Source organism: Micrococcus sp. Mcc89, from assembly GCF_024519795.1.
Classification (GTDB): domain Bacteria; phylum Actinomycetota; class Actinomycetes; order Actinomycetales; family Micrococcaceae; genus Micrococcus; species Micrococcus luteus.
Map to the genome: position 1 here is coordinate 24,596 of NZ_JALJRI010000098.1, position 13,074 is coordinate 37,669.

At 71.5% G+C, this 13,074-nt stretch carries 10 protein-coding genes; 8 read left to right on the forward strand and 2 right to left on the reverse strand.

From position 1 onward, the window contains the following. The first annotated feature begins 34 nt into the window (after nt 1–34). The 4 genes from NR072_RS09255 to NR072_RS09270 are packed head-to-tail and all read left to right on the forward strand — an operon-like array spanning nt 35 to nt 3,987. A complete protein-coding gene (locus NR072_RS09255) occupies nt 35–1,099 on the forward strand; it encodes a siderophore ABC transporter substrate-binding protein (RefSeq protein WP_102708506.1) in 1,065 nt (354 codons plus the stop codon). Beyond that, a complete protein-coding gene (locus tag NR072_RS09260; protein WP_225348596.1) occupies nt 1,096–2,154 on the forward strand; it encodes an ABC transporter permease in 1,059 nt (352 codons plus the stop codon). The genes NR072_RS09255 and NR072_RS09260 overlap by 4 nt, the downstream gene beginning before the upstream one ends. Continuing rightward, nucleotides 2,147–3,235 carry an iron chelate uptake ABC transporter family permease subunit gene (locus NR072_RS09265; protein WP_095694839.1) on the forward strand — a complete coding sequence of 363 codons (1,089 nt, stop codon included), beginning with the start codon at nt 2,147–2,149 and terminating at the stop codon, nt 3,233–3,235. Before NR072_RS09260 ends, NR072_RS09265 begins: the two co-directional genes overlap by 8 nt. Beyond that, nucleotides 3,232–3,987, forward strand: a complete 756-nt coding sequence (locus NR072_RS09270; protein WP_002857584.1) for an ABC transporter ATP-binding protein — start codon at nt 3,232–3,234, stop codon at nt 3,985–3,987. The genes NR072_RS09265 and NR072_RS09270 overlap by 4 nt, the downstream gene beginning before the upstream one ends. Nucleotides 3,988–4,192: 205 nt before the next feature. Here NR072_RS09270 and NR072_RS09275 read toward each other — a convergent pair whose 3' ends face one another. Then, nucleotides 4,193–5,170, reverse strand: a complete 978-nt coding sequence (locus NR072_RS09275; RefSeq protein ID WP_126860060.1) for a hypothetical protein — start codon at nt 5,168–5,170, stop codon at nt 4,193–4,195. A 641-nt stretch (nt 5,171–5,811) separates the two neighbouring features. Between NR072_RS09275 and groES the strand changes: the two genes are divergently transcribed. The 3 genes from groES (at nt 5,812) to NR072_RS09290 (ending at nt 9,901) form a co-directional block, all read left to right on the forward strand. Next, nucleotides 5,812–6,108: a co-chaperone GroES gene (gene groES, locus NR072_RS09280; protein WP_044659448.1), complete on the forward strand. Its 297-nt coding sequence runs from the start codon at nt 5,812–5,814 to the stop codon at nt 6,106–6,108. A gap of 108 nt (nt 6,109–6,216) precedes the next feature. Continuing rightward, complete coding sequence (gene groL / locus NR072_RS09285; protein ID WP_060973980.1) at nt 6,217–7,824, forward strand: chaperonin GroEL; 1,608 nt, start codon at nt 6,217–6,219, stop codon at nt 7,822–7,824. 121 nt (nt 7,825–7,945) lie between these two features. Further along, nucleotides 7,946–9,901 carry a BCCT family transporter gene (locus NR072_RS09290; RefSeq protein WP_256836970.1) on the forward strand — a complete coding sequence of 652 codons (1,956 nt, stop codon included), beginning with the start codon at nt 7,946–7,948 and terminating at the stop codon, nt 9,899–9,901. A 1-nt stretch (nt 9,902) separates the two neighbouring features. Here NR072_RS09290 and NR072_RS09295 read toward each other — a convergent pair whose 3' ends face one another. Continuing rightward, on the reverse strand, nt 9,903–11,336 hold the full coding sequence (locus NR072_RS09295; RefSeq protein ID WP_256836972.1) for a dicarboxylate/amino acid:cation symporter: 1,434 nt from the start codon (nt 11,334–11,336) through the stop codon (nt 9,903–9,905). Nucleotides 11,337–11,521: 185 nt separating this feature from the next. On the opposite strand from NR072_RS09295, the gene guaB reads away from it, so the two are divergent. Beyond that, nucleotides 11,522–13,066 carry an IMP dehydrogenase gene (gene guaB / locus NR072_RS09300; RefSeq protein WP_256836975.1) on the forward strand — a complete coding sequence of 515 codons (1,545 nt, stop codon included), beginning with the start codon at nt 11,522–11,524 and terminating at the stop codon, nt 13,064–13,066. The last annotated feature ends 8 nt before the right edge of the window (nt 13,067–13,074 follow it).

The window sequence follows — 13,074 nt, forward strand, 5'->3', positions numbered from 1 at the left end:
TCCCGGGGCAGCCCCGCCGCCCAGAAGGAGAACCATGCCGCGTTCCGTCAGCGCCCCCCGCCTCGCCCGTCTCGCCCTGACCTCGGTGGCGGCCCTCGCCCTCGTCGGCTGCTCCGCCGGCGGCGCGGCCACGGGCTCGTCCTCCGCGAGCGCCTCCGGCGAGTCCTCGGCCTCCGCGAGCGCCGCCGGCGGCTCCTCGGCCGCCTCGGGCGGCATCGCGGCCGGGGTCACCGTCACCGACATGTCCGGCGCCGAGGTCACCCTGCCGGAGGAGGTCGACTCCGTCATCGCCACGGACAACCGCACCTTCCGCACGCTGGACGACTGGGGCGTCGAGCTGTCGGCCGCGCCGAAGCAGATCATGTACAAGGGCGAGGGCGGGCCCTCCTACCTCCAGGACGACTCGGTCGCCGACATCGGCAACCACCGGGAGCCGGACATGGAGCTGTTCGTCACCGCCGAGCCGGACGTCGTGTTCAACGGCCAGCGGTTCAACGAGCGCAAGGCCGAGATCGACGAGCTGACCGGCGACGCCGCCGTCGTGGACACGGACTTCGACGTCACGCAGACCCCCATGGACGAGGGCCTGAAGGAGCTGACCACCCTGCTGGGCGAGGCCACCGGCCACGAGGCCGATGCCGAGAAGCTCATCGCCGACTTCGACGCCGCCACCCAGCGCGCCAAGGACGCCTACGACCCCGAGCAGACCGTCATGGGCCTCATCGCCTCGGGCGGCGAACTGTCGTACGTCGCGCCCAGCACCGGTCGCGCCATCGGCCCGTTCTTCGACATGCTGGAGCTGACCCCGGCCCTCGAGCAGTCGGGCACCGACAACCACCAGGGCGACGACATCTCCGTCGAGGCCATCGCGAAGTCGAACCCGGACTGGCTGATCGTCATGGACCGCGACGCCGCCATCGGCGAGGAGAACGCCACCGCCGCCGAGCTGATCGAGCGCTCCGAGGCCCTCCAGGACGTGACCGCGGTGAAGGAGGGCAACATCGTCTACCTGCCCGCCGACTTCTACGTCGCCGAGGACATCCAGAACCACACCACCGTCATGGAGGACCTCGCGAAGGCCTTCGAAGGCGCGCAGTGACTCTCGACGTGCGTCACCACGTCGCCGACGCCCCGCCCCGGCTCGAGGAGCCGGGGCGGGGCGACCGCGTGTGCTGGGTCCCGCCCGCCGTCCTGCGGCCCGAGCGCACCCGCTGGCAGCGCACCTGGCCGCTGCTGGTCGGCGTCGTGGTGACCGCGGCCCTCATCGTGGTCTCGCTGTTCGTGGGCGTGTACGACGTCGGCGCGGAGGGCGGACGCGAGATGTTCGCCATCACGCGCGTGCCGCGCACGGTCGCCCTCGTGCTGGCCGGCGCCTCGATGGCGGTGTGCGGGCTGATCATGCAGCTCATGACGCAGAACCGCTTCGTGGAGCCCAGCACCACGGGCACCACCGAGTGGGCCGGCCTCGGCCTGCTGGTGACCATGGTGCTCGTGCCGGGTGCGGGCCTGGTGACCCGGATGGTCGGGGCCATCCTCTTCGCCTTCGTCGGCACCCTCGTCTTCTTCCTCTTCCTGCGGCGGGTGCGCCTGCAGTCCTCCCTCATCGTGCCGATCGTGGGCATCATGCTCGGCGCCGTCGTGGGCGCCGCGTCGACGTTCCTCGCCCTCCAGACGGACATGCTGCAGCAGGTGGGCGCGTGGTTCGCGGGCTCGTTCACCTCCGTGGTCCGCGGCCGGTATGAGCTGCTCTTCCTCGTGCTGATCGTGTGCGTGGCGGTCTTCGTCATCGCGGACCGCTTCACCGTGGCCGGCCTCGGCAAGGACGTCGCCACGAACGTCGGCCTCAACTACGACGCCGTGATCCTCACCGGCGTGGCCATGGTGGCCGTGGCCACCGGCGTGGTCACCGTGGTGATCGGGGCCCTCCCGTTCCTGGGGCTCGTGGTCCCCAACCTCGTGTCCATGGTGCGCGGCGACAACCTGCGGACGAACCTGCCCTGGGTGGTCATGGTCGGCGTGTGGATCGTGATCGTCTGCGACCTGATCGGGCGCACCGTGATCGCCCCGTTCGAGGTGCCCATCTCGCTGATCCTGGGCCTCGTGGGCGCGATCGTGTTCCTCGCCCTGCTGCTGAGGCAGGCCAAGCATGGCTGAGCCGCTCGCGACCGCCCCGGGTCGCCTCCCCGCCCCGCCCGGTGGCGCCACCGCGGCCGGGCCCGTCGACGCCGACGCCCCGCGCCGGTCCGGCGCGTTCGTCACCGCCGCCGACCGCCGGAGGTATGCGGTCGTCGTCGCCGTGCTGGCCGCCGTCGCCGTGCTCTCCACCGCCGGGATCCTGCTGTGGGGCAACGAGGCCGAACCCGGTTCGCGCGCGTTCTGGATGATCGCGCGGATGCGCGTGGAATCCCTGGGCGTGATCGGCATCGTGGCGCTGTGCCACTCCTTCGCGACCGTCACCTTCCACACGGTGACGGGCAACCGCATCATCACGCCCTCGATCATGGGGTTCGAGGCGCTCTACACCGCCGTGTCGACCGTCGCCGTGTACGTGCTGGGAGCCGCCGGCGTCGCGGTGCTGACCGGGGTGGGGCCGTTCCTCGCCCAGGCCGCGCTCATGGTGGCGCTGGCGACGGCCCTGTACTCGTGGCTGCTCTCCCGGCCCTACGGCAGCGTCCATCTGATGCTGCTCGTGGGCGTGGTGCTGGGCGGCGGGCTGGCCGCGCTGAGCACGTTCATGCACCGACTGCTGGACCCGAACTCGTTCGACCTGCTGAGCGCGCGGCTCTTCGGCAACATCTCCAACGCCCGGACCGAGTACGTGGCGATCGCCGCGCCCATCGCCGTCGTCGTGTGCGCGCTGCTGTGGCTGCGCTCCCGCCGCCTGAACACGGTGGCGCTCGGCGCCGACGCCGCGACCAACCTGGGCCTGCACCACCGGCGCGAGCTCATGGTGACGCTGCTGCTGGTCTCCGTGCTGATGGCCATGACCACCGCGCTCGTGGGCCCGATGACGTTCCTCGGCTTCCTCGTGGCGACGCTGGCGTACAGCCTCGTCGACACCCACGACCACCGGTTCATCCTCCCGGTGGCCGCGCTGGCCGGGTACGCGGTGCTCACGAGCGCCTACTTCGTGCTGCGGCACGTGTTCTACGCGGGGGGTGCGGTCACGGTGGTCATCGAGCTGATCGGCGGCATCACCTTCCTGGTCGTCGTGATGAGAAAGGGACGTCTGTGATCGAGCTGCGCGGCGTGGTGAAGCGCCACAGCGACGAGGTGTGCATCGGACCTGTGGACCTGGACATCCAGGCCGGGGGAGTGACCGCGCTCGTGGGGCCCAACGGGGCGGGCAAGTCCACGCTGCTGACGATGATCGGCCGGCTGCAGGACGCCGACGCCGGGACGATCGCCGTGGGCGGGCACGACATCACCACGACGCCGTCCCGGAAGATCGCGCAGACCCTGTCCATCCTGCGGCAGGAGAACCACTTCGTGACGCGGCTGACCGTGCGGCAGCTCGTGGGGTTCGGGCGCTACCCGTACACGCGCGGCCGGCTGACCCTGGAGGACGAGCGGCACGTGTCCGACGCGATCGACTTCCTCAACCTCGGCCCGTTCGAGAACCGGTACCTCGACCAGCTCTCGGGCGGCCAGCGGCAGCGGGCGTACGTGGCGATGGTGCTGGCGCAGAACACCGAGTACGTGCTGCTGGACGAGCCGCTGAACAACCTGGACATGCAGCACTCGGTGCAGATGATGCAGCAGCTGCGCCGGGCCGCCGACGAGCTGGGCCGGACCGTGGTGATCGTGCTGCACGACATCAACTTCGCCGCCCACTACGCCGACCGGATCGTGGCGATGGGCGACGGCCAGGTGGTGGAGACCGGCACCCCGGCCGAGATCCTGCGCCCTGAGGTGCTGGAGCGGATCTTCAAGACCCCCTGCAGCGTGGTGGACGGACCGCACGGGCCGCTGGCCGTGTACTACTGAGCCGGGCGACGGTGAGGCCGGCCCGGGTCGGTCCGGGCGGGGGTCGGGTGCCCGGCCGACGCGAGCGTTCCGTGGGCAGAACCCGCCGGGTCTCGCCTTCCGGGGGCAGGACCCGCGTGTTTCCAGGTTCCGTGGGCAGAAGCACCCTCGCTTCTGCCCACGGAACCCCTGCGCATGGACGGCAGGGCCATACGCGACGACGACGTCAGGCATCCCAGCCGTTCGAGACCTGTGCCCGTCGTCTGAGGACGGCCTCGATCACCCGCGCATATCCCTCGCCGACGTCCCGGCCCGTGACGTGCAGGGTCATCTGCCCACGCTCCGCGTAGTACTGGTCTCGCCGGGCGTCCCGGGCGTGTTGCTCGGCACTCCGGTGCACCTCGCCGTCGTACTGGAGGACGAGCCGGCAGTCCTCGAACCACAGATCGGCCTCGGGGGCGTCCCGCCGCCCGGGGTCGAACACGTGCTGCAGCGTCGGCTCGCCCAGCCCCGCCTCGACGAGCGCCAGCCTCAACCGGGTCTCCTGCGGTGAGTCGGCACCCACCCGTACGCGCTCGAGCGCCGCCGTCGCCCGCGGTCTTCCGACGAACCGCCCGAGCGGCCGCATCGCCTCGTGCAGCGCGGTGACCGTGGTGATGGGAGGCCGCCGGCCGCGCGGGGACCAGGGGTGACGGACCAGGTGGTCACCCGCCGACACGAGGGATGCCTCGTCCCAGGGGTGGCCGATCGAGCACAGATCGAGCCAGGTCCGTTCCGGCGTCGTCACCCGTAGCCCGAGCACGGAGGTGACGTGGCCGGCGGGCAGGGGTCTGCGGTGCTCCATGATGCCGGGGATCCGCGCCCGTGCGGTGCCGCGGTGCAACGTGATCTCGACGGCGGCGCGTCGCGTGGCCCCGCCCGGGGGAAGCGGGAGGCCGTGGAGGTGCGCCGCCGTCTCGTGGGAGAGAACGGCGTCGGGACGGGACCGCAGGAGGGCGGTCAGCAGGTCGAGGCCGACCCCGTGGTGCGGCGGCGGGAGCCCGGCCGACTCCCAGGTGCGCAGCGGCATGTCACGGCGACGGTGGATGCCGCGGGCGAGGCGGAGGACGTCGGACCGCCGCACCCGGCTGGGCGGCAGACCGCGTTCGAGCACGTCGCGGGTGGTGAAGACGGGGACGAGGGGGAGATCGGGGGCGAAGGACATGGGTCGACCTTGACGCGGTCGGCCTGACGACGGCCGGGCGGGCCGCGTGTCTGTGCACACCGGCGCGGGGTGGGCCGGCTGTGCAGGACTCGGCGGCGGCCGGTTGTCCCGCCGGGACGACGTCGTCATGGCTCGGTGGGCAGAACTGCGAGGAGTTCCGCCCACGCAACATCCGTGGGCAGAAGAGAGGGCGCTTCTGCCCACGGAGACCGAAAACCTGCGGATGCTGCCCACGCGATGGGCGGGGGTGCGGTTTCTGCCCACGGAGGGGGGAGGGGGGAGGGGGGAGGGTGGGGAGTGGGGGAGGGACAGGTTGCGGGCCGCCGTCGTGACCACTCCGCGTGCTCTTGGGCTCGGAACCCGCCCCGCCCGCCGCCCCACGGCATCCCACCGCACCGCGCCCCACGCCTCCGCCCACGGCGGACGGCGGGGACACGGCTGGCACTCATGTTGAAGGAGTGCCAGAACCCGGAGTAGAGTCAGGGCTGGCACTCGGGGGTACCGGGTGCCAATGCCCGAGGTGGACCGTCCGGCACCGCGACGACGGAGGGTCTGACGCCCGTGGCGCACCCGCAGACCACAGCATCAGCGGACCGGCGAGCCCGCCGGAGCCGCACGTCGACGAAGAAGGAGTGTGCAGCATGTCTGTCTCCATCAAGCCCCTCGAGGATCGCATCGTTGTCCGCCCCCTGGAGGCCGAGCAGACCACCGCGTCGGGCCTCGTGATCCCGGACACCGCCAAGGAGAAGCCGCAGGAGGGCCAGGTCGTGGCCGTGGGCCCGGGCCGGGTCGCCGAGAACGGCAACCGCGTGCCCGTCGACGTCGCCGAGGGTGACGTGGTGCTGTACTCCAAGTACGGCGGCACCGAGGTCAAGGTCGGCGGCGAGGAGTACCTGGTGCTCTCCGCCCGCGACGTGCTGGCCGTCGTCGCCAAGTGACCCCGCCGCGACGGGCCCGGTGAGCGGCGCGCACCGCACCGGTGCGCGCGCCCCGGGCCCCTCGCGTCCCCGCACCCCCTGACTCCCTGAACGAAAGGAGCGTCCGTCATGGCCAAGCAGCTGGCTTTCAACGACGACGCACGCCGCGCCCTCCAGGCCGGCATCGACAAGCTCGCCGACACCGTCAAGGTCACCCTCGGCCCCAAGGGCCGCAACGTGGTGCTCGACAAGGCGTGGGGCGCCCCCACCATCACCAACGACGGCGTCACGATCGCCCGTGAGGTGGAGCTGGAGGACCCGTACGAGAACATGGGCGCCCAGCTCGCCAAGGAGGTCGCCACCAAGACCAACGACATCGCGGGCGACGGCACCACCACCGCCACCGTGCTGGCCCAGGCGCTCGTGAACGAGGGCATGCGCCAGGTCGCCGCCGGCGCCGCGCCGGGCGAGGTCAAGAAGGGCATCGAGGTGGCCGTGGCCGCCGTCGAGCAGCGCCTGCAGGAGAACGCCCGCCCGGTCGAGGGCCAGGAGGTGGCCCACGTGGCCGCCATCTCGGCCCAGAACGACGAGGTCGGCGAGCTGCTGGCCCGCGCGTTCGACACGGTCGGCACCGACGGCGTCATCACCATCGAGGAGTCCTCCACGACCTCCACCGAGCTGGACGTCACCGAGGGCATGCAGTTCGACAAGGGCTTCCTGTCCCCGTACATGGTCACCGACGCCGAGCGTCAGGAGGCCGTGCTCGAGGACGCCTACGTCCTGATCAACTCGGGCAAGATCTCCAACGTGCAGGAGCTGCTGCCCCTGCTGGAGAAGGTCCTGCAGGCCAACAAGCCGCTGTTCGTGATCGCCGAGGACGTCGAGGGCGAGGCCCTGTCCACCCTCGTGGTGAACAAGATCCGCGGCACCCTGAACGTCGTGGCCGTCAAGGCCCCGGGCTTCGGCGACCGCCGCAAGGCCATGATGCAGGACATCGCGATCCTCACCGGCGCCCAGGTCGTCTCCCCGGACCTCGGCATGAAGCTCGAGCAGGCCGACCTGGACGTGCTCGGCTCCGCCCGCCGCATCACCGTCACCAAGGACGAGACCACCATCGTCGACGGCGGCGGTGCGGCCGAGGACGTCGAGGCCCGGGTCGCCCAGATCAAGGCCGAGTCCGCCGCGACCGACTCCGACTGGGACCGCGAGAAGCTCCAGGAGCGCCTCGCCAAGCTCTCCGGCGGCATCGGCGTGATCCGCGTGGGCGCCGCCACCGAGGTGGAGCTTAAGGAGCGCAAGCACCGCATCGAGGACGCCGTGTCCTCGACCCGCGCCGCCCTCGAGGAGGGCATCGTGGCCGGCGGCGGCACCGCGCTCATCAACGCGCTGACCGCGCTCGACACCGACGCCGACGTCCAGGCCCTGACCGGCGACGCCGCCGTGGGCGTGGACATCGTCCGCAAGGCCCTGAAGCAGCCGCTGCGCTGGATCGCCCAGAACGCGGGCGAGGACGGCTACGTGGTGGTCTCCAAGGTCGCCGAGCTGGAGCCGAACCACGGCTTCAACGCGAAGACCGGCGTCTACGGCGACCTGATCGCCGACGGCGTGATCGACCCGGTCAAGGTGACGCGCTCCGCGCTGGCCAACGCCGCCTCCATCGCGGCCCTCGTGCTGACCACCGAGACCCTCGTGGCGGACAAGCCCGCCGAGGAGGACGAGGCCGACCACCAGCACTGACCCCTGAGTCGGCCCTGACGCGGCCGGCTGTCGACGACGGCCCCTCACCCGCCCGGGTGAGGGGCCGTCGTCGTCCGGGCGGGAGACGCCGGCCGTCCGGGGTGCCCTCTAGGGTGTGCCCATGGACACACCCACGCCGCCCCGTCCCACCGGGTCCCACACGACCCGGACCCCGGCCCGGCCCCGGCTGCGCCGCTTCGTCCGCGAGTTCTCCTATCCGCACGGCATCCACCCGGCCCTCGTGCCGGGCGTGTCCGTGGAGGACCGCCGGGTGCGCTACGGCGTGGACCGGGTGATCCTCGCCGTCGTCGGCCTGCTGGTGGTCGGCTTCGTGGTGTGGGGTGTGCTGCAGCCGGACGCCGTGCTGGCCGTCTCGAGCGCGGCCCTCGACTGGGTGATGGTCCACGCCGGCTGGCTGTTCGTCCTGCTGGCCATCGGGATGGTGGTGTTCCTGCTGGTCCTGGCGTTCTCCCGGTACGGCGAGATCCCGCTGGGCCTGGACGGGGAGAAGCCCGAGTACTCCACGGCGAGCTGGTCGGCCATGCTCTTCGCGGCCGGCATCGGCATCGGCATCATCTTCTTCGGCCCGTACGAGCCGCTGACCTACTACCTGGCCCCGCGCCCGGGGGCGTACGAGGCGGGGAGCGAGGAGGCGGTGACGGGCGCGCTGGCCCAGGCCGCGCTGCACTGGGGCGTGAACGCGTGGGCGATCTACGCGATCGTCGGCCTGTCGGTCGGCTACGTGTCCTACCGCCGGGGCCGGGTGCCGCTGATGAGCTCGATCATCGCGCCGCTGTTCGGCGACTCCCAGCGCAGCGACTCGGTCGGCGCGCGCCTGATCGACGGGCTCGCGATCATCGCCACATTGTTCGGCACGGCGGCCTCGCTGGGCATCGGCGCCCTGCAGATCGGCCGCGGCGTGGAGATCGTCTCGGGGTGGTCGGCGCCGGGGAACACGGTGGCGCTGGGGATCATCGTGGTGCTCACGATCGGCACCATCTTCTCGGCGGTGTCCGGTGTGGCCCGCGGCATCCGGTGGCTGTCCAACATCAACATGCTGCTCGCCCTCGGGCTGGCGCTGTTCTTCTTCGTCGTCGGCCCGACGGCGTTCCTGCTGAACATCGTGCCCGGCGTCCTGATGGACTACGTCTCCTCCGCCCCGGACGCCCTCGGCGCCTCGATGGCCGAGGGGGAGGACATGCAGGAGTTCCTCTCCAGCTGGACGATCTTCTACTGGGCGTGGTGGGTCAGCTGGGCCCCGTTCGTGGGCGTGTTCATGGCGAAGATCTCGAAGGGCCGGACCATCCGCCAGTACGTCCTCGGCGCCCTGTTCATCCCGGCCGCGGTGATCGTCGGCGCGTTCACGATCATCGGCGGCACCACCATCTGGCTGCAGCGGACGCAGGGCTCCGTGGCGCTGGACGGCACGGCCGCCTCGCTGCCCGCGCCGGCGGAGATCTTCTGGGTGGTCCTGGACCAGCTGCCCGGCGGCGGGCTGGTGGCCCCGGTCGTGATCGTCATGCTGGCGGTCTTCTTCATCACGACGGCGGACTCCGCCTCGATCGTGAACTCGCAGCTCTCGCAGCGCGGCGCCCCGGCCCCGCGCCGCACGATCACGGTGTTCTGGGCGCTGTGCATGGCGGGCATCGCGGTCGTGATGCTGCTGACCGGCGGCGACACCGCGCTCACCGGCCTGCAGAACCTCATCACCATCACGGCGCTGCCGTTCACCGTGGTGCTCGTCCTCATGGCGGTCGCGCTCCAGCGCGAACTGGCCAACGACCCCTTCGCGATCCGTGACCGGTACCAGCGGGCCGCCGTCGAGAAGGCGACGGTGCGGGGCCTGGTGGAGTACGGGGACGACTTCGCGTTCACGGTGGAGCGCACCCCGCCGGGCAGCTGGTACGCGGCCGGCGAGGGGTTCGACTCCACCGCCGCGGAGATCACCGACTGGTACCGCCGCACGGACGAGGACGGGAACCCCGTGGACTACGACTACGTGCTGGGCGAGTACCTGGACGAGGGGGACGGGGACGGCGCGGACGGGCCCGCCGGAGCAGGCCCGTCCGGCCGCTGACTCAGGCGCGCGGCTCCGGGGTGCCGACGAGCTGGGCGCGGGAGTCGGCGGTCGCGTGGGCGCGGGCTTCGACGATCTCCTCCTCGTCCTCGCCGAAGATGTCGCCGCGTGGGGCGTCGTAGCGGTCCCGGTCGAGGATGCCCTCCTGGGAGGCCACGAGCGCGGGGATGAGGGCCTGGCCGGACACGTTGAGGGCGGTGCGGCCCATGTCCACGATCGGGTCGACGGCCAGGAGCAGGGCCATGCCCTCGAGGGGCAGCCCGGCGGTGGACAGCGTGAGCGTGAGCATCACGGTGGCGCCGGTGGTGCCGGCGGTCGCGGCGGAGCCCAGCACGGACACGAGTGCCACGAGGGCGTACTGGCTCAGGCTCATGTCGATCCCGTAGAACTGGGCGATGAACACGGCGGCCACGGCCGGGTAGATCGCGGCGCAGCCGTCCATCTTGGTGGTGGCGCCCAGCGGGACGGCGAAGGAGGCGTAGCCGGTGGGGACGCCGAAGTTGCGCTCGGCCACCCGCTGGGTGACGGGCAGCGTGCCGAGGGAGGAGCGGGAGACGAAGCCGAGCTGGAACGCCGGCCACACGCCGGTGAAGAACTGCTTGGCGGAGAGCCCGTGCAGGCGCGCCAGCACCGGGTACACCACGAGCATCACGAGGGCCAGGCCCACGTAGATCGCCACCACGAACTTGGCCAGCGTGCCCATCGTGGACCAGCCGTAGGAGGCCACGGCGTTGCCCAGCAGGCCGATGGTGCCGATCGGGGCCAGGCGGATGATCCACCACAGCAGCTTCTGGATGATGGCGAGCACCGAGCGGGAGAACGTGAGGAACGGGGCGGCCTTCTCGCCGACCTTGAGCGCGGCCACGCCCACGACGATCGCGATCACGAGGATCTGCAGCACGTTGAACGTGGGGGAGGAGGCGAGCGCGCCGTCCTCGCCCGCCGTGGTCTTGACGGTCAGGCCGAGGAAGTTCGCCGGCACCAGGGAGGTCAGGAAGTCGAGCCAGCCGACGTCCTTGGCCTGGTACGACGCCGGCGCGGTCTGGCCGGTGCCCACGCCCGGCTGCAGCACGACGCCGACGGCGAGGCCGATGAGCACCGCGATGAGGCTCGTGATGGCGAACCACAGCAGGGTCTTGGCGGCCAGGCGGGCCGCGTTGGTCACCTGGGCCAGGTTGGCGATGGAGGCGACGACGGCGAAGAAGACCAGCGGGACGACCGTGGCCTTCAGCAGGCTGATGTAGATGCTGCCGACGGTGGCCAGCGTCTCGCCGAGCCAGGTCGGGTGCTCGGAGGTGTGCCCCGTCGCGCGGGCGATCAGGCCCAGGACGAGGCCGAGGACGAGGGCGGCGGCGATCTGCCAGCCGAAGTTCGACGTCCAGGCGGGGAGCCGGCGTCGGGGCGCCGGTGCGGGGGAGGACTGTGCGGTGCTCATCCGGGGAGGTTAGGCGGTCCAATACCATGACGCCGAAACGGATTGCTCCATGTGACGTCGTGGTGACGTCCGTCTCGCCCCCGCGTGGCCCAGCGCGGGGGTCCTGTGATGTGGCCCTCACCCGGGTCGCCGGTTTGACCCCCGGGCATAGAATCGCGGAAACACCCGTCCCGAAAGGCGCCTTCGTGACCAACACCAGCACCGGTCCCAGCCCCGAGCCCGTCCACTCCTCCTCGGATCCCTTCGGCTTCTTCGGCCTCACCTATGACGACGTCCTGCTGCTGCCCAACGCCACGGACGTGATCCCCGCGGACGCGGACCCGGGCACCCGGCTGACCCGCAACATCCGCTTGAACATCCCCATCGTCTCCGCGGCGATGGACACCGTGACCGAGGCCCCGCTGGCCATCGCCATGGCCCGCCAGGGCGGCATGGGCATCATCCACCGCAATCTGTCCATCGAGGACCAGGTCCGCCACGTGGACACCGTGAAGCGCTCCGAGTCGGGGATGATCAAGGACCCCGTGACCATCGGCCCCGACGCCACGCTCGCCGACCTGGACGAGCTGTGCGCCCAGTACCGCGTCTCGGGCCTGCCGGTGGTGGCCGAGGACATGACGCTGCTGGGCATCATCACCAACCGCGACACCCGCTTCATCCCGCGTGAGGAGTGGGCCACCCGCACGGTGGACACCGCCATGACCCGCATGCCGCTGGTCACCGCGCAGGAGGGCATCTCGCGCGCCGAGACCATCCGCCTGTTCTCCCAGAACCGCGTGGAGAAGCTGCCGCTCGTGGACGATGCGGGCCGCCTGACCGGCCTGATCACCATCAAGGACTTCGACAAGGCGGAGCAGTACCCGGACGCCGCGAAGGACGACGAGGGCCGCCTGCGCGTCGGCGGCGCCGTCGGCTTCTTCGGCGACGGCTGGGAGCGCGCCATGGCGCTCGTCGAGGCGGGTGTGGACGCCCTCGTGGTGGACACCGCGAACGGTCACACGCACGGCGTGCTGGACATGATCGCGCGCCTGAAGAAGGAGAAGGCGGCCGCGCACGTCGACGTCATCGGCGGTCAGGCCGCGACCTACGCGGGCGCCAAGGCGATCGTCGACGCCGGCGCGGACGCCGTGAAGGTGGGCGTGGGCCCGGGCTCGATCTGCACGACCCGTGTGGTGGCCGGCGTCGGCGTCCCGCAGATCACCGCCATCTACGAGGCGGCCAAGGCCACGCGCCCCGCGGGCGTCCCGCTGATCGCCGACGGCGGCCTGCAGCACTCCGGTGACATCGGCAAGGCCCTCGTGGCGGGCGCCGACTCGGTGATGCTCGGCTCCCTGCTGGCCGGCACGGCCGAGTCCCCGGGCGACCTCGTGTTCTACCAGGGCAAGCAGTTCAAGACCTACCGCGGCATGGGCTCCCTGGGCGCCATGCAGACCCGCAACGGCACGCGCTCCTTCTCCAAGGACCGCTACTTCCAGGCGGACGTGCCGGACGAGGACAAGCTGATCCCCGAGGGCATCGAGGGCCAGGTGCCCTTCCGCGGCCCGGTCGCCTCGGTGGTCCACCAGCTCGTGGGCGGCCTGCGCCAGACGATGTTCTACACGGGCGCGTCCACGGTGGCCGATCTCAAGGAGAACGGCCGCTTCGTGCGCATCACCGCGGCGGGCCTGAAGGAGTCCCACCCGCACGACATCATGATGACCGTCGAGGCCCCGAACTACCGTTCGCGCTGACCCGCACG

Coding starts and splice junctions, on each gene's coding strand:
- groES (WP_044659448.1), top strand. CDS start 5,812: ATGTCTGTCTCCATCAAGCCCCTCGAGGATCGCATCGTTGTCCGCCCC.
- NR072_RS09295 (WP_256836972.1), bottom strand. CDS start 11,336: ATGAGCACCGCACAGTCCTCCCCCGCACCGGCGCCCCGACGCCGGCTC.
- NR072_RS09255 (WP_102708506.1), top strand. CDS start 35: ATGCCGCGTTCCGTCAGCGCCCCCCGCCTCGCCCGTCTCGCCCTGACC.
- groL (WP_060973980.1), top strand. CDS start 6,217: ATGGCCAAGCAGCTGGCTTTCAACGACGACGCACGCCGCGCCCTCCAG.
- NR072_RS09275 (WP_126860060.1), bottom strand. CDS start 5,170: ATGTCCTTCGCCCCCGATCTCCCCCTCGTCCCCGTCTTCACCACCCGC.
- NR072_RS09290 (WP_256836970.1), top strand. CDS start 7,946: ATGGACACACCCACGCCGCCCCGTCCCACCGGGTCCCACACGACCCGG.
- NR072_RS09265 (WP_095694839.1), top strand. CDS start 2,147: ATGGCTGAGCCGCTCGCGACCGCCCCGGGTCGCCTCCCCGCCCCGCCC.